The organism is Vibrio sp. B172a, from assembly GCF_030248355.1.
GTDB classification, from domain to species: Bacteria; Pseudomonadota; Gammaproteobacteria; order Enterobacterales; family Vibrionaceae; genus Vibrio; species Vibrio owensii.
Window position 1 is genome coordinate 255632 of record NZ_JAHGAC010000022.1, and the last position, 15404, is coordinate 271035.

Sequence of the window (15404 nt, forward strand, 5' to 3'; positions counted from 1 at the left end):
ATTCATCTCTTCCATCGTTCAATCACAAACTCTCTCAATCACCACTGTCAAAGGAGCACCATATGGTGAAAACAACACGGTTAAGCTCATCAGAGCAAGAACAGAGCGGCCTATCCAACGAGGAGAAGGTATCGCTCTACAATACGTTTACACAACTCGTCTATGAAATGTCATCGAATCTACCGCCAGTCTGTAACGTGAAATTGCTTCCCATTGCTAAAATCAAAGCAAATGGCTATAAGGCCAATACGATGGAGCCGGCGGAGCGCGATTTGCTGAAACGTTCTTTGCTCATAGATGGGATCACATCCCCGATCATTGTGAACAAAATCGACAAAGGAAAAGCGTTTACGATTATTGATGGTGTTCATCGATTTGAGCTAATACAGTCACATCCTGTTTTACAACCTATCCCTGGTTATGCGCCTTGCGTGGTATTTGATACCTGCCTACCGAATTGCATGTCCTCGTCTATCCGGCATAACAGCGCCCGAGGAACCACGGACTCTGAGGCCTTTGCGGATCTTGTCATCAACCTCGTTCAACTAGGTTGGAGTAACGAGCGTATCAACCAAGAAATAGGAATGCTCGACGGCGAAATATCAAAGATGCTTCAGGTTGGCGACCTAGGGGAGTATTCACGACAAACTAGCCTCTCTGCCTACTTGGAGTAATCTCGCTAGCACAAGAGAGCAGGGTAGATTACTGCTGATCCCAATAATCGAGTTTTCCGTTGATTGTGCCGACGTGTACGTTGTATCGCGGAAAGTTCTTAAACAAATACACTTTGTCACCATGACGTTTAGAGTTATAAAAAAGCACACGATAACCTGATGTTACATGGTTAAAGTGGTCATTAGAGTCTTGCAACCGATCATCGACTATCGGATCTCGACTGTAGATGAAATGAATGACTTGATCGCCTAGCTTAAATTGCCTTGCCTCCACCTTCCATTTAGATAACAAGTCTCCATGCTCACTCTGTTTTGAATGCATGGCAACAACCTTACCTCGATAGCACGTCATAAAAGTATCTCTCTCATCGGTTTTAAAGTTGATGGAATAGCGACATGTTGCTCCATTAATAAACGAGTAAAGAATCGTTAGAATAATGCATACAGTTAAAAGTAGAGCGAGTGACATAACGGTTCTATTTATCATTTGCTTGTTCCTCATTGTTTAATTCAATTAAGCCAGAACGAGTAGAGTAAAAATAATTCCCTGTTTTATTTTTAGTTAAGATTGAAGGTGGATTATCTCCTTCAATATGGCAAATTTGACCTGTTTTAAGTTCTTTGCATTCTAAATTCACCCATGAAAGCCACCAAAAGAACAATATATAAACACAAACAAAAATCATGAATATCGAGAGAAAGAACTTTCGCTTTTCGCAACGACAACTTTCTACGGTATGGGTCACTAACGCATCGACTTGAACATTAGAGGGTTCACCAATCAAAGAATCTTTGTCTTTATTCTTTACGTCTGTATTTTGTTTGGGTATTTGGATCCGATAGCCTTTCTTAGGCACATTAAGGATTTTTATATTGTCGATTTCTAGCACCTTCCTTAAGTTGGTTATCGCGACCGGCAGCGAATTTGGACCGATAATCTCCGCACTTCCCCAAGCCTCAAGAATCAATTCATCCTTCACGACAACGTCACCAGGGCTTTTGCATAAACGATCTAAGATGCAACTCTCAGGTATGGTAATCGAGAACGACTTGCCATTTCCCAGAATGAGCTCAGCGCCGGATTCGGTTCGCTTCAGCGTGCAGTTTCCTATTGGCACTTCAATGCTGTCTATTTGTTGAGGTCTCATAAAGCTCCACCTTTATTATTTAGTTTTGAACGCTGATAAATGGTATGAAAGTTCACCCTTATGGTGTTGGTTTAATGTTAAATATATAAGTAATTAATCATTAATTTACATGTTCGATTGTTGTTTATAGGGATCTTGCCCACAAAAAAATGGACTATTTATTCATATTTGTTAAATGTCGTCACCCTTTATTATCCAACCGATCTCAGGCATATATATGAAGAATTTCTTCGCACAATTTCAGTCAATTGGTTGCAGTCAACAAGATGAAGAAATTAGATATGGTTATTTAATGTTTAGGAATGAATCTGAAAAGTGAAGATATTTTAGGTAATCGCAATCAGGGCATGGTCGTTGAGGGGATTACTTATCGTTCCATGCATTCTAACGTTTCAATTATTAATTCTTATTTAACGATGATTAATTACCTTTATTGAGCGAGGTAGAGGATGCTTGCATTTCTAACATAGGTTTTTGCGCTTAATAAACATGATTGTGGAATGCATATCACGGAGCGAATTGAACGAGTTATTTGTACATCTTTGTTCTGCATCCAAAGGGAGTCTCGGATGATCCAAACGCCAGAAATGACGGCTTTTCTTTTGTTGATATTTCTTTATGCCTTTATGCCTGGGCCAGCAATGCTCTATAGCGTGGCGCAAACCTTAAGTTGTGGTAAGCGAGCGGGTATCCTTTCTGTTATTGGGTTGCATTTGGGAGGGTACTTCCACGTTGTCTTATCTGCGGTGTGTTTGTCATCCGCTTTCGTACTATCACCAATGGTATTTGAGGCAATGAAACATCTTGGTGCTGTCTACTTGATATGGCTTGGCATTACCAGAATCTACAAAGCTCAGACACAAGTCTGGTGTGAGAAACAACAATCTGGTTGTCAGCATGATTCCGACCAGAGGGTGTTTATTGATGGCATCATCGTAGATGTTCTAAACCCCAAAGCCGCGTTATTTTACTTAGCTTTTTTGCCTCAGTTTGTAAGTCGCGATATTGGGCCAGATATTTGGCCTCAGCTGTTACTACTCGGCATCATCACCAACATTGTATTTAGCTGTGCTGACTTATTGAGTGTCCTACTTGCATCACGATTACGTGCTGCACTGCTTTTAAAACACAATGCATGGATTTATTTGTCGAAGTGGGCAGGCTCGATATTCATTTTATTAGGGCTCTTGGCGGTAATCAACTAGATATGAGTTTTCTAAGTGAGCTCGTGAAAATTATCTTCACGATAAGGATTTTTGGGTTTTAAAACTTGGCTTTAATCTCGGTATAAAAATTTAAAAATAATTTCATCAATAATAGGAGGGCTATTTGATTTTTTCGTTTAAATATAATAGTGCAAAATAAAAAGGGAAAAGTAATGATAAATATAAACAATGTTGAATTATTAACACCAAAAGATAAAACACTATATTGGAAGAAATGGAGTTATTGTGCAGAAGCACGAATTGATCCGCTGGGTCAGATGTGTGTAGACCATATTAAGGAGCATCAGTATGAATAAGTCTCCCTCTGTTTATGGTGGTGCTTGTATTATTGCGTGCGTTTGTGTTGGTGCTGGTATGCTTGGCTTGCCTACCGCAGCATCAGGCGCATGGACATGGTGGGCGTTGCTGATTCTATTCGGCACTATGATCATCATGACGTTCTCCGGTTGGCTTCTGCTTGAAGCGTACTCTTCCTTTCCTTACAAAGCATCGTTCAGCACGGTAACTGAAACCGTGTTAGGTAAACCTATCAGTATCATCAATAACTTAGCGGTGTATTTTGTTGGCGGTATCCTGTTGTACGCCTACATTACCTCTGCTGGGTTGGTATTGGCGGATATGTTTTCAGTCAATGCCAAAGTGACCTCATTGTTGTATGTGATGGTGTTTTCTTTTTTCGTTTGGCATTCAACGCGTTGGGTGGACCGAATTTCAGTATTGTTGATCCTTTTCATGGTTATCTCGTTTGTGTTTGGGATCTCAGGATTAGCAAGCCAAATCGACCTGTCCGTATTGTTGAATTCCGGTGACGAGGGCGCGAACTACGTGCTTTACGTGGCGCCTATGTTGCCAATTGCGCTTGCTTCGTTTGGTTATCATCACTCGGTGTCTTCCTTGCGAGACTACTACCAAAGCGAACGTAAAGCGGGTAAGGCGTTGATTGGCGGAACGGTGATTGCGTTTGTGGTTTATAGCGCTTGGCTGCTCTCAATATACGGTAACTTACCTCGTGGTGAATTCAGCCATGTCATTGAAGCGGGTGGCAATGCAGATGCGCTCTTGAATCAGCTGAGCAAAGTGATTGAAGTGACGTTTATCTCACAAGTCATCAGTGCCTTCTCTGTCGCTGCTATTTTATCAAGCTTTATTGGAGTAGGACTTGGTGTGTTTGATTTCCTTGCCGACCTATTCAAATTTGATGACACCAAAGAAGGTAGAACCAAAACTTGGTGCGTAACCTTTATCCCTCCACTGGTTCTCTCTTTGCTATTCCCGTTTGGGTTTCTTATTGCCATCGGCTATGCAGCGTTCGCTGCGGCAATCTGGGCCTGTATTATTCCAGCGGCTCTGGTTGCCAAACTGAGAGCTCAGCGAAAAGCAGACGACAACAGCGAAGACTCTAACGATAAGAGTGCAGAGCCTACTTTTACGGTAAAGGGCGGAAGTGCTGTGCTGTGGGCTTCTTTGCTTTTTGGTATCGCGGTCATGGTCATCCACCTGCTGACATTACTTGATGTTATCCCCATGTTCACGGGATAAATCCAATATTCATGGCGAATGCTCGAATATAAAAGCCAACTAATATGACCTGAATTCGTTTTACGGATTGAAATGACTCCTGATGTTTTCATTAAGGTGCGGATATCTCTATCTAAATTTCAATGTCCCACTTAAATGCGTAGTCGGTGAATTTCTCATTGAAGAATGATTTTTTATTTAAGTATTTCGTCAAGCAATAACGATAGAAACAATTAAAGGACGTTAAAAATGACAATTAATTACACGAAGAATAATCACTCGAGCAGAAAATCAAAAAAACAAATAAGCGCTTTACAATACACTGGATTATTAGGTGTTTTGTTAAGTTCGGTGCCTGTGAGTGCAGCATATGTCGACGGCAATTTGAAAATTAACGGAGACTACTTTCTTTTCGGTCTTGGCTCGGGTGCCGCGATGGAAGGCAAAGATGACTATGCGGTTTCTGGTATCGGTCGTGTTACCGCAAACTGGACAGCGTTTGAAGATCAGAGTGGCAATGTTGGGCAAGTCCAGCTTCGAGTCGATCACAAACATCGTTTAACTAATGATGTACCGCTGATGTACATATTCGATAATTTAGGCGGCTACGGCATCATTCAACCTGCATTCAGCGACATTGGTCTTCGATTAACTAATTTGTACTGGCGACAAGAGTTCAACCAACAAAATACCGAACTGATGGTCGGTTTCCTCGACAGTACAGATTATGTCGATACTTACGCGCTTGGTAATCCTTATGCTGGCTTTTCAAATCTCCAATTCAGCACCGGCGTTGGTACTATCCCAATTCCGGATGAGTCCACTTTAGGTTTCACTCTAAGGCATATTACTTCGGATAATTTTTATGGCTTAGTGAGCTTTTCGGATGCGCTCGCCGATTCAACGGAGCCGTTTGACGGGTTGAGCCAGATCGTGCGTGATAACCAGTACTTTAAGTCTTTGGAAATTGGTTGGATAGGGGCGAAAGATGCTTTCTATGTTCAGAACATCCACATGACCTTATGGCACAGTGATGGAAAACAGGAACAAGAAACGGAAAACTATGGTGTGAATGTTTCTGCAACCTACCTTATGGGTGATTGGATGCCATTTGTCAGAGCGGGTGTCTCACACGGCGACGAATCACTGTACGAATCATCGTTCACGTTCGGAACCGGATACTTAGGCTTTGAAGGCAATACTTTGGGCATGGCCGTGGGATGGGCTAAGCCGAACTTACCGATGGAGATCGACGAGATAGTCAACGCAGAAGTCTACTACCGAATGCAATTTGGCGCACTGTCCTTGACTCCTAATCTTCAGTACGTCAGTGATTTAGCGTGGAATCCAAGCGAGGAAAATGCGTTGATCTTTGGCCTTAGAGCAAGACTAACGTTTTAATCTCGCGTCGTTGAGCATTTGAGTAAAAAAATGCGCGGCGACGGCCGCGCGTGTCAAAGACCACAAGATACAAAGGAGTGTGTAGCTAATTGGATTGGAGAACTAACGTGTTGTTAGCGCCTTCATTCTCTCGTTTGGTCTTAAAGTCTCAACTAAATAATGGCTAATTAATGTGCCATGAGAAAAGAAACTGGTTGGCTTCTGTGTATCGATTACCACTCAATGCTTGAGCCATCGAATACTCGGAAGCTGCCAGATTCTTCTAGTGTTAAGTTTGACGCAACATTAATAATGCCAGACACACTTTGCTCGGCGGTAAAGGTCGCGTCTTTGCCACCCATATCGGTTTGTACCCAGCCAGGATGAATCGCCAATGTTTTCACTTCTTTCTCGCGTAGGTTTTGCGCTGCTGATACCAGAATTTGGTTCAGTGCCGCTTTAGACGTACGGTAGCTGTACATATTGCCTGAGCTGTTATCACCAAGGCTTGCTACGCGAGTCGAGATGCCGACGATGGTTTTGAGTTTGCTAGCTGCAACGTTGTCTTGTAACGCTTGGATAAGTAGAGCAGGAGCAACGGTATTGATGGTTAGCACTTCTAACCATTTAGCTTGTGTCATTTCACCGAGTTTCGCGCAATCGTCACCAAGCACGCCTGCATTTAGGAGCAAGTGGTCGATAGGGCGGCCATTCAGACTATCTGCTAGCCCATTGATGTCGGATTCTTTGGTTACATCGAGCTTTAATAGCTCAATGCTTTCGTTATTTTTTGCTAGTTCATTCAGTGTATTTGCTGATTCTGGCGCGCGACAGGCGGCTAGCACATGCCAACCTTTGTTTGCGTATTGACGAACAAACTCCAAACCAAGACCACGATTTGCACCAGTGATTAAAACAGTAGACATAGGGAACTCCTAAACATTCATTGAGTATGTGGTGAGTTTAAGAGTGAACCGGAACAAAATGCGCTAGAAAGGGAACAAACTTAGCAAGATTCGATAATGTCGAATTCAATAAGCTAAGTGGTTATTTTCCCAAGAATAGGAGGCGTGTTAGCGTTTCAAAAAGACAGACGCAAAATGAATTAAGCGCTGCTGGTTTAGCTCTTTTGCATGACCGCTGACACCTGCGACTGCAACGAGCTCTCCCTCAAGATAGAGCGGGATGGCAAGGCAGTTTAAGTTCGGTTCCGCTTCTTCCAAGTCCAACGCATAACCATTGTCGGCAACCACGCTTAATTCTTTCTCTAACGACGGGGAAAGTTGGTCTTGCAAGCGCAAACGTCGTCTGAGTTCCTCATCAAAAGCCAAAAAGACTTTGCCGATTGCAGAGGTCGTTAAGCCCTCACGTTTGCCGCGTGGGCTGCGGATCGTTAGTGGGTTATCTCGTTCAATGGCATCCAGATAAAGGTATTCTTGCGCGCCACTTTGAACAGCAAGATAGGCGGTGTTATCTGTCAACTGAGCCATCTTTTTCAAAAGAGAAGCAAAGTGCCGACGAATCGATTCGTCCTTTTGTTCAAGTGGCTTGGAGAGATCACGAAATCGCAGTCCCAATGTGTAGCCCTGTTTTACTCGAGAAACGTATCCCAACTCACTCATGGTCGCGAGTAAACCGTGCACCGTGGTTTTATTAAGCGCGACAGCTTCACTGACTTGCTGTAATGACATAGGCGCATTATGTAAAGAAAGCGCTTCTAGAATGGTAAAGCTTCGTTCAACGGATTGAATTCTTTTGGGTTCTTTGGACACGTTTTTACTCGGGTAACGGTGTGAGAAATGTGAAGGAACAAAGCCTGAGAATAGCTTCTCTTGTTGAATTAGAAAAGCCCAACGATCTGTCCATCGCCGGGCTTGTAGGTATTAGAAACTTTGGTGATTAACGTTCGCTAGGGTGTGTCCAAGCGAATTTCTCGAATGGCTTGTCTGGTTGAGTATGCGCTAGCGCATTGGTGAAGTTAGAAATCAGTTTCGCCGCCAATCCGGTCAATACCTCTAACGCTTGGCGCTGCGTGAAACCAGCATCCAAGAACGCTTGTAGTCTGTCGTCACCGATATGACCGCGGTTATCAAGTAACTCTTTAGTGAAATCATGCAAGGCTTGTAATTTTGCGTCTGGAATTGGTGTGCCTTCACGTAACGCTTCAATCACTTCGTCTGGCATTTTGCCGGCTTTCATCATCCATGTGTGACCAGGAATGCAGTAATGACACTTGTTTTCGAAGTTAGAGGTCATAAACACCACTTGTTGTTCAAGCGGACTGAGTGTGGTGTTTTTCATGAAGAGTTCAAACGTTTTGTTGTAAGCCTCGTACGTAGCAGGTGCTTCTGCGAGAACCGCATGAAGGTTAGGCAACATACCAAAACCTTTTAGCGATTGTTCAACTAATGCTTTTGATTCTTCGGGTGCCGTTTCAGCTGTGTAGTAAGTGAATTCAGTCATGAGTTTTCTCTCCGTGAGATTTTTGCACTGTGTGCCTGACATTGAATGTAAGCGCGTTCGCTAAATCGAACTGCGTTATGTGGTTTATTATGGTGACCTAGATCTTAATATCAATTAGTTAACTTTTAGTAACCTGGTTTTAAACTTGCTTTGAAGCTTAGAGTTGTTTGCTAAGTTATTAATTAACATGATTAAATTTTTAAAATCTGGATTTGCCTTTTATCTAAGGCGGGCTTTAAATTGGCCAGAATAAGCATAGTGTAAGATGCAAACATGAGAAGGGATGTTGGAGGTCTGGACGAAAACTTCCAATCAATATTGACGTAATTTGTTACATATCACGGCCGGAGAGGGGGGATTTTTGCACGTATTTGCGGTGATTTGTCACGTAAATAACTGAGTGAGAACAAATATCATTCACCTAATGAGTAGTTACAATTACGTGCTAGAACAAGGCCGTTTAACTTGGTTAATATTTAGTCAATTAAGGGGGTGTGTATGAGACGATTCGAGAACATACTTTTTGCTACGCAAGGACTGCCAGGGCACAGTGACGCACTGGGTCAAGCGATCAGAATTGCGGCCAACAATCGCGTTCCGGTATCAGGTTTAATTGCCTGTCCAGACTTTCCTACCGATCTCGCTCAGTATCAACAAAGCTACGAGCAATCTTTACACGATTCGCTTCAGCAGAGCGTGAAAAAGTTACGTGAACAACACGACATTACTGAAGAGCAAGTGCCGTTTCCGCTGCGAGTACAAAGCAGTGAGCAACCAGCGGTTTGCATCATCCAACAAGCCATTACCAATCATAATGACCTGATCATTAAAGAGGCTGAGCCGCTCAGTGAAGGAGCTGAAGGTTTTAAAGCGATAGACATGACGCTATTGCGCAAGTGTCCTTGTCCGGTATGGCTTCACCGACCAATTTCTAAACCAAGAGATAAACGACGTATTGCCGTTGCCGTGGATCCGATGACGGTCAGCGACGAGCAACAAGCGCTTTCGCGCCGATTGTTGGAACTGTCTCGCTCGATTGCAGACACGTGCGACAGCCGATTGCACATTATCTCTTGCTGGGAGCACTACTTGGAGAACTATCTAGATAACCATGTCTGGATCCAAGTAGAAGAGGCGCAGCTGGCCAATGAAGTGTCTCGGGCGAAAGCAAATCACGAACAAGCACTTCAACGTTTGATCGAGGACTCCGGTATCTCTGGTGAGATGGTGATTCATCATCTGCATGGTAAACCAGATGACCAAATTCCAGAGTGTGTCGATGAAACCGAAATCGATGTTTTGGTCATGGGCACCTTAGCTCGAACCGGTATTTCAGGGTTTGTGATCGGTAATACGGCCGAGAACATTCTGCAATCTATCAATTGCTCTTTGGTGGCGATGAAGCCAGAGGGTTTTGTATCCCCAATTAAATAACCAGTCATTCGCGAATATTGAAAGGAGAAACGCTGAGGTAAGCACGATCACGACAGACTGATGACTTCTCAATGGAGGATGGTATGAAAAAACTGTGTCCTATTTGCCAAACTGAAATGGTTGAACGCTCGAGCATTCATGTGTGTCCGAGAAACGAAATCGGCGACTGTTCTTACGATGCACTTAACTTTGTGCATGAAGAGTCGGCTTACGTACTAAACCAAGCCAACACCTTTAGCGACTTGCGTTCCTACGTCGTCCCCGACAGCAAGTAGCTCGAACCATTGAGAATATAAGTCTATATTGAAATGGATGATCGTGACTTAAGTTTTCAGCGGTCTGCTTCAAAGCCTTCGCATTCTAGATAATCCGTTCACCTGTCTTGCTCGGATTGCCTTTCTAACACCCAAATCGACAATTGTGGTTGAAGCCTGAAGTATCAGGAGAGGGCGGTCTTTCCGTTGATTCTATGAGTCACCATCCAAGTGTGAACCTAACGAAATGGATGGCGATATTGAATAGCGTAATAGGGAATAAAAACACACAAGGCTCAAAAGATCGTTCGTTGATTCTTATGATCTTTCCTTTGCTGCCAATGGTCATTTTCGTCTCGCTCATTAGTTGGTATGAGCCGGGAGGCGTAAGTTGGCAAGCGGCTTGGGTTCCGGGTTTAGATGTAAACCTGAGCTTCAAGTTGGATGGCTTGTCTTTCCTATTTGCATGTTTGATCAGCGGTATCGGTGCGCTTATCCAGATTTACGCACTGGCTTACCTGAAGGGGCATTCGTCTCGATTCTCTTTCCATCTGTATTTAACACTGTTCATGTTAGCCATGCTCGGAGTTGTCACGAGCGACAATATCCTGCTCCTTTTTGTGTTTTGGGAGCTCACCACCATCACATCGTATCTTTTGATTGGCTTTAATCATGAGAAAGACAAATCCCGCAAGAATGCATTGCAATCACTTATTGTCACTGGCGCTGGTGGCTTAGCGTTATTAGCTGGTTTGATACTGCTGGGTGAAATGGCTGGCAGTTATGAGATAAGTTCCATCGTCGCGCAAAGTGCGCTGATTGCACAACATGAATGGTTTTTGCCTTCGTTGATTCTGATCTTACTCGGTGCGTTTACTAAATCGGCGCAGTTTCCATTCCACTTCTGGTTACCCAATGCCATGGCAGCGCCAACGCCAGTGAGTGCCTATCTTCATTCTGCCACTATGGTGAAGGCTGGGGTGTACTTGCTTGCCCGTGTGTCACCTATCTATTCACACAGCGAGATTTGGTTTTACACGCTCGGTATTTTTGGCGGTTTTACCGCGATATGGTGCGCGCTGCTAGCACTTAAACAAACCGATCTGAAGCTAATGCTGGCATACAGCACGAACGTCGCCTTAGGTAAATTGGTGCTATTGATTGGCATGGGTACTGAGTTAGCAATGATGGCCGCGCTGTTGTTTATCTTGGCGCACTCGTTCTACAAAGCAGCGCTGTTTATGGTGGTGGGCAATATCGATAAAGCGACGGGAACGCGTGATATTCGCATGCTTCATGGTTTGAAAGCAGTCCTTGTACTCAGTGTTATAGCCGCAATCCTTGCTGCCTTGTCTAAATCAGGTGTACCACCGCTACTCGGCTTCTTAAGCAAAGAGTACATGTACAAATCCGGTCTGGAAGTGAGTGTCAGCCTAACTACGATATTCCTTCTAGTTAACGTCACTATGGTGGCATTGGCGTTGGCGCTGATCGTTAAACCTTTCTTCGCGACGTATGAAGGTAATCCAACGCCAGCTAAGAAAGTGGAAGCCAGTAAAGGGTTATGGATGCCTGCAATGCTGCTTGCTATAGCCAGTGTGTTTGCGCCGTTATTTGGCTTAGGGTGGATCAACAACAATGTGGTTGTTCCGGGTGTTTTGTCGAGCTTGCCTGACTCCGAACCAGAGGCAGCTAAGCTGTGGCAGGGAGTGAATCTGCCGTTGGCGCTCAGCGCATTAACTTTGTTACTCGGCTTTGTTTTGTATCGAATTTACCCGCGGCTGTTGGTTAGCTGGCAGCGTAAGATGCCTGTGTTGCCAACGGCAGAATCCGTTTTCGACAAAATCATGGCTAGCATGATGCGTTTGGCGAAATGGCAAACGCAGTTATTGCAGCAAAAGCGCTTAAGCCATTATGTGTTGTTGTTCTTTATCGTGCTGGCTGGATTGCTGTTGAGTAGCCCGTTAGTGATCCCACAAGCTCGCTTTGCTGCATTAGCAAACATTAGTTTCTACGAGATCAGCATTGCACTGCTACTCATTGGTGCTGCCTTAGTCTGCACCTTTACCACGTCTCGTTTGCTGGCGGTCTCTGCCCTTAGCGTGGTGGGCTTTATGACCACTTTAGTCTTTATGCTTTACAGCGCACCAGATGTCGCGAAAACCTTATTGTTGGTTGAAACCTTGATGGTTGTATTTGTGGTGCTCTTGATACGCCACATCCCAGGTTTATTGACGGTGCCGCAACATTCTGTACGTCGAAGATTACTGCATGGGGCGATAGCAGGTGTGATTGGTATGTCGGTAACGGCGTTGTTGATAAACATCACCGCACAACCTTTAGATTCTACTCTGGCTAATTTCTTCGCAGAGAATAGCGTTCCCGGTGGGCATGGACGCAACATCGTCAACGTGATTTTGGTCGATTTCCGAGCCTTCGATACGTTAGGCGAGGTGATTGTGGTCGTAATGGCGGGTATCGCTGCGGTTAGCTTGTTGAAAACGCACTATCACAAACGCAACCGCATCCGTTCCCTTATCTTTGCGACTACCGCACACATCGTTGCAGCGCTGATGTTGGTGTTCTCACTTTACCTTTTATTACGAGGTCACAACGAGCCGGGTGGCGGCTTTATTGGTGCGCTGATCGCTGTGATTGGTTTTGCGCTACTGATGTTTGCGGAATCGCCAAAGTATGTGCGTGACCGCTTATATTACGCACCATTTAGCATTGCTCTGTTTGGCATCTTCTTAAGCTTTGTGGCTGGCCTAATGAGCTTTGCCTTCAATTTGCCGTTTTTAACGGGTTTGTGGTGGAAAGACATTCTGCCACTTGGCACACCGTTGATATTCGATGTCGGCATCTACCTCGCCATTATTGGTGGTGTCATGGGGATGTTGCTGCGCGTGAATGAGGAGTTGGACTGATGGAAATACTATGGAGTCTCGTGGTCGGTGTGTTTGTCACTGCTGGTGTCTATCTCATGCTTGAACGACACATCTTACGCTTACTATTCGGTTTGATCTTGTTGAGCAGTGCGGTGAACATCGCGATTTTCACTGCCGGACGTTTAACTCCCGGACTACCGCCATTGATTGAGGCGAATTCAGTGTTGCCACCAGAAGGTGCGGCAAACCCGCTTCCTCAAGCCTTAATTCTGACTGCCATTGTGATTGGCTTTGGCTTGTTGGTGTTCGCATTAATGCTGTTTTACCGCGCATATTCCGAAGAGGGCTCGGCCGATGTGGATGCGATGCGACGCTCTGAGGAGGATGAATGACGACGATTTGGTTAACGTTACCCGTAGTTATTTCGCTTCTTACCGCTGTCGCCATCTTCTGCGCGAAGCTTAGCAAAGCGCTGGTGGATGCGATAAGTGGCACAAGTGCACTGGCAACCTTGGTGATTGCAGCATTGTTGACGCACGATGTGATCAACGGTGGACCACAAGCAGTAGCCTTTGGTCAATGGGCGGCACCATTCGGCATTGTTTTTGTGGCGGATTATCTTGCCGTCGCCATGGTGATGGTGACGGCCATTATTGGTGTCGTGAGCGTGTTCTACGCCATGGGCGACCTGCAAGAAAAGGCGTCTTACGGCACGTTTCATGCGCTGATGCATGTCTTGTTGGCCGGCGTGTATGGCGCGTTTCTTACTGGCGACATTTTCAACCTCTACGTGTGGTTCGAGGTGATGTTGATAGCATCGTTTGGCTTGATGATCTTGGACGGGTCAAAGCATCAAGTGGATGGAGCAGTGAAGTACGTGATGCTCAATCTAATTTCGACCTTGGTCTTCTTGCTCGCGATTGGCTTACTCTATGGTGCAACAGGGACTTTGAACCTCGCGGATTTACACGCCAAAGCTGCACTGATTCCGTCAGACACCAAAACCTTGCTCGCGGTACTGTTCCTATTCGCGTTTGCAATTAAAGCGGCATTGTTTCCTGTTTTTGCTTGGCTGCCTGCTTCTTACCATACGTTGCCGAGCGCGGTTGTCGCACTATTCGCTGCGTTGCTCACCAAGGTCGGGGTGTACGCATTAATCCGAGTGTTCACCTTGATTTTCCCGTTATCAGAAAGCGGTTGGCAGCCGACTTTGATGTGGGTGGCAGGGCTTACGATGTTAACTGGCGTATTGGGGGCAGCGAGCCAGTACGACATTAAAAAGATTCTCTCTTTCCATATCATCAGCCAGATTGGTTACATGATCATGGGATTGGCGATCTACACGCCGCTTGCCATTGCGGGCGCGATTTTCTACATCGTGCACCACATCATAGTGAAAGCAAATTTATTCCTGATTGGCGGCTTTATCGAGAGTAAATATGGCTCGGGCAACCTGGGACAATTGGGCGGCGTATACAAAGCCATGCCTTGGCTCGCTTTCTTGTTTCTCATTCCTGCCTTCTCTTTAGCGGGGTTTCCACCTTTGTCGGGCTTCTGGGGCAAGTTCCTTGTCATCAAATCTAGCTTGCAAACCGAGTTGTATTGGCTTGCTGGGGCAGCGCTGTTAGTGGGTCTGTTAACGGTGTTCTCGATGACCAAGATCTGGAACGAAGTATTTTGGAAAAAGCCTCTACAAACACTCAAAGCTCAGCCAATGAACAAGTACACAAAAGGATTGTATTGCGTGCCAATAGCCACGTTGACCACGTTAAGTCTGATTATTGGTTTGGCCGCTGAGCCTTTTTACCAATTTGCAGAACTCGCCGCAGAGCAGTTGATTGAACCTCAAGCTTACGTAAAAGCAGTTCTTGGAGAGAGTGCAATAACTGACAGCGAGATAGCTGAACGCGTGGTATTGAATACATCGGGAGGGAACCAATGATTTATCTGTTTTTGAATTTGTTTCTCGCTCTGGCTTGGATGTTGTTGAACGGCAACTATACAGGCACGAACTTCATTCTTGGTTTTGTGGCCGGCTTTTTGGCATTGCGACTTAGCCAACCGTTTGGGTTGAAAACCAGTTACTTCCGACGCTTCCGTGCTTTGGTCGGCCTGTTTCTTTTCTTCTGTTATGAGATGGTGATATCCGTAGCCAGAGTTGTCTGGGATGTGGTCACGCCAACCCATTTGAGTGACCCAGATATTGTTTATGTGCCGTTAGATGTTGAGTCAGATTTAGAGATCTCCTTGCTCGCTAACATGGTTTCACTTACTCCAGGAAGCTTGAGCCTAGATGTCACACCAGATAAGAAGCACATGGTGGTGCACGCGATGTTTGCACCCGAGCACGAAAAGGTTATTCGAGAGATCAAAGACGGTTTAGAAAAACGGATTTTGGAGGTGACGCGTGGCTGATGGA

The 15404-nt window shown here is 44.9% G+C and carries 15 protein-coding genes; 10 read left to right on the plus strand and 5 right to left on the minus strand.

Annotation, left to right across the window (positions count from 1 at the left end; all coding sequences use genetic code 11):
* The first annotated feature begins 62 nt into the window (after positions 1–62).
* A complete protein-coding gene (locus KIT90_RS19845) occupies positions 63–674 on the plus strand; it encodes a ParB/RepB/Spo0J family partition protein (RefSeq protein ID WP_285378235.1) in 612 nt (203 codons plus the stop codon).
* Between the two features lie 28 nt (positions 675–702).
* Here the strand turns inward: KIT90_RS19845 and KIT90_RS19850 are convergent, their stop codons facing one another.
* A complete protein-coding gene (locus KIT90_RS19850) occupies positions 703–996 on the minus strand; it encodes a hypothetical protein (RefSeq protein WP_285378237.1) in 294 nt (97 codons plus the stop codon).
* A 154-nt stretch (positions 997–1150) separates the two neighbouring features.
* Positions 1151–1822 carry a winged helix-turn-helix domain-containing protein gene (locus tag KIT90_RS19855; protein ID WP_285378239.1) on the minus strand — a complete coding sequence of 224 codons (672 nt, stop codon included), beginning with the start codon at positions 1820–1822 and terminating at the stop codon, positions 1151–1153.
* A gap of 569 nt (positions 1823–2391) precedes the next feature.
* On the opposite strand from KIT90_RS19855, the gene KIT90_RS19860 reads away from it, so the two are divergent.
* From KIT90_RS19860 to KIT90_RS19870, 3 genes are all read left to right on the plus strand, one after another.
* Positions 2392–3027: a LysE family translocator gene (locus KIT90_RS19860; protein ID WP_285378241.1), complete on the plus strand. Its 636-nt coding sequence runs from the start codon at positions 2392–2394 to the stop codon at positions 3025–3027.
* 309 nt (positions 3028–3336) lie between these two features.
* Positions 3337–4587, plus strand: coding sequence for an aromatic amino acid transporter (locus KIT90_RS19865; protein ID WP_041053228.1), 1251 nt, complete (start codon positions 3337–3339; stop codon positions 4585–4587).
* Between the two features lie 330 nt (positions 4588–4917).
* Complete coding sequence (locus KIT90_RS19870) at positions 4918–5967, plus strand: carbohydrate porin (RefSeq protein WP_373417705.1); 1050 nt, start codon at positions 4918–4920, stop codon at positions 5965–5967.
* Between the two features lie 212 nt (positions 5968–6179).
* On the opposite strand, the gene KIT90_RS19875 is transcribed toward KIT90_RS19870, so the two are convergent.
* The 3 genes from KIT90_RS19875 to KIT90_RS19885 form a co-directional block, all read right to left on the minus strand.
* On the minus strand, positions 6180–6872 hold the full coding sequence (locus KIT90_RS19875; RefSeq protein WP_285378245.1) for an SDR family oxidoreductase: 693 nt from the start codon (positions 6870–6872) through the stop codon (positions 6180–6182).
* Between the two features lie 147 nt (positions 6873–7019).
* Positions 7020–7718 carry an IclR family transcriptional regulator gene (locus tag KIT90_RS19880; protein ID WP_041053224.1) on the minus strand — a complete coding sequence of 233 codons (699 nt, stop codon included), beginning with the start codon at positions 7716–7718 and terminating at the stop codon, positions 7020–7022.
* A gap of 127 nt (positions 7719–7845) precedes the next feature.
* Positions 7846–8409, minus strand: a complete 564-nt coding sequence (locus tag KIT90_RS19885) for a carboxymuconolactone decarboxylase family protein (protein WP_039839501.1) — start codon at positions 8407–8409, stop codon at positions 7846–7848.
* Positions 8410–8907: 498 nt separating this feature from the next.
* Here KIT90_RS19885 and KIT90_RS19890 point away from each other — a divergent pair, with 498 nt between their 5' ends.
* From KIT90_RS19890 to KIT90_RS19915, 6 genes are all read left to right on the plus strand, one after another.
* Positions 8908–9843, plus strand: a complete 936-nt coding sequence (locus tag KIT90_RS19890; RefSeq protein ID WP_005443034.1) for a universal stress protein — start codon at positions 8908–8910, stop codon at positions 9841–9843.
* Between the two features lie 83 nt (positions 9844–9926).
* Positions 9927–10118 carry a hypothetical protein gene (locus KIT90_RS19895; RefSeq protein ID WP_114320712.1) on the plus strand — a complete coding sequence of 64 codons (192 nt, stop codon included), beginning with the start codon at positions 9927–9929 and terminating at the stop codon, positions 10116–10118.
* A gap of 299 nt (positions 10119–10417) precedes the next feature.
* On the plus strand, positions 10418–13024 hold the full coding sequence (mbhE, locus tag KIT90_RS19900; RefSeq protein WP_285378305.1) for a hydrogen gas-evolving membrane-bound hydrogenase subunit E: 2607 nt from the start codon (positions 10418–10420) through the stop codon (positions 13022–13024).
* Complete coding sequence (locus KIT90_RS19905; protein ID WP_285378249.1) at positions 13024–13377, plus strand: Na+/H+ antiporter subunit C; 354 nt, start codon at positions 13024–13026, stop codon at positions 13375–13377. The genes mbhE and KIT90_RS19905 overlap by 1 nt, the downstream gene beginning before the upstream one ends.
* Positions 13374–14927, plus strand: coding sequence for a proton-conducting transporter membrane subunit (locus tag KIT90_RS19910; RefSeq protein WP_285378251.1), 1554 nt, complete (start codon positions 13374–13376; stop codon positions 14925–14927). Before KIT90_RS19905 ends, KIT90_RS19910 begins: the two co-directional genes overlap by 4 nt.
* Entirely contained in the window at positions 14924–15400 is a 477-nt protein-coding gene (locus KIT90_RS19915) for a Na+/H+ antiporter subunit E (RefSeq protein WP_285378253.1), read from the plus strand. The genes KIT90_RS19910 and KIT90_RS19915 overlap by 4 nt, the downstream gene beginning before the upstream one ends.
* Positions 15401–15404 lie beyond the last annotated feature (4 nt).

Excerpts from the sequence above, each read along its gene's own strand:
- KIT90_RS19845 (WP_285378235.1), top strand. The coding sequence starts at position 63 with ATGGTGAAAACAACACGGTTAAGCTCATCAGAGCAAGAACAGAGCGGC.
- KIT90_RS19850 (WP_285378237.1), bottom strand. The coding sequence starts at position 996 with ATGCATTCAAAACAGAGTGAGCATGGAGACTTGTTATCTAAATGGAAG.
- KIT90_RS19855 (WP_285378239.1), bottom strand. The coding sequence starts at position 1,822 with ATGAGACCTCAACAAATAGACAGCATTGAAGTGCCAATAGGAAACTGC.
- KIT90_RS19860 (WP_285378241.1), top strand. The coding sequence starts at position 2,392 with ATGATCCAAACGCCAGAAATGACGGCTTTTCTTTTGTTGATATTTCTT.
- KIT90_RS19865 (WP_041053228.1), top strand. The coding sequence starts at position 3,337 with ATGAATAAGTCTCCCTCTGTTTATGGTGGTGCTTGTATTATTGCGTGC.
- KIT90_RS19875 (WP_285378245.1), bottom strand. The coding sequence starts at position 6,872 with ATGTCTACTGTTTTAATCACTGGTGCAAATCGTGGTCTTGGTTTGGAG.
- KIT90_RS19885 (WP_039839501.1), bottom strand. The coding sequence starts at position 8,409 with ATGACTGAATTCACTTACTACACAGCTGAAACGGCACCCGAAGAATCA.
- KIT90_RS19890 (WP_005443034.1), top strand. The coding sequence starts at position 8,908 with ATGAGACGATTCGAGAACATACTTTTTGCTACGCAAGGACTGCCAGGG.
- KIT90_RS19895 (WP_114320712.1), top strand. The coding sequence starts at position 9,927 with ATGAAAAAACTGTGTCCTATTTGCCAAACTGAAATGGTTGAACGCTCG.
- mbhE (WP_285378305.1), top strand. The coding sequence starts at position 10,418 with ATGATCTTTCCTTTGCTGCCAATGGTCATTTTCGTCTCGCTCATTAGT.
- KIT90_RS19905 (WP_285378249.1), top strand. The coding sequence starts at position 13,024 with ATGGAAATACTATGGAGTCTCGTGGTCGGTGTGTTTGTCACTGCTGGT.
- KIT90_RS19910 (WP_285378251.1), top strand. The coding sequence starts at position 13,374 with ATGACGACGATTTGGTTAACGTTACCCGTAGTTATTTCGCTTCTTACC.
- KIT90_RS19915 (WP_285378253.1), top strand. The coding sequence starts at position 14,924 with ATGATTTATCTGTTTTTGAATTTGTTTCTCGCTCTGGCTTGGATGTTG.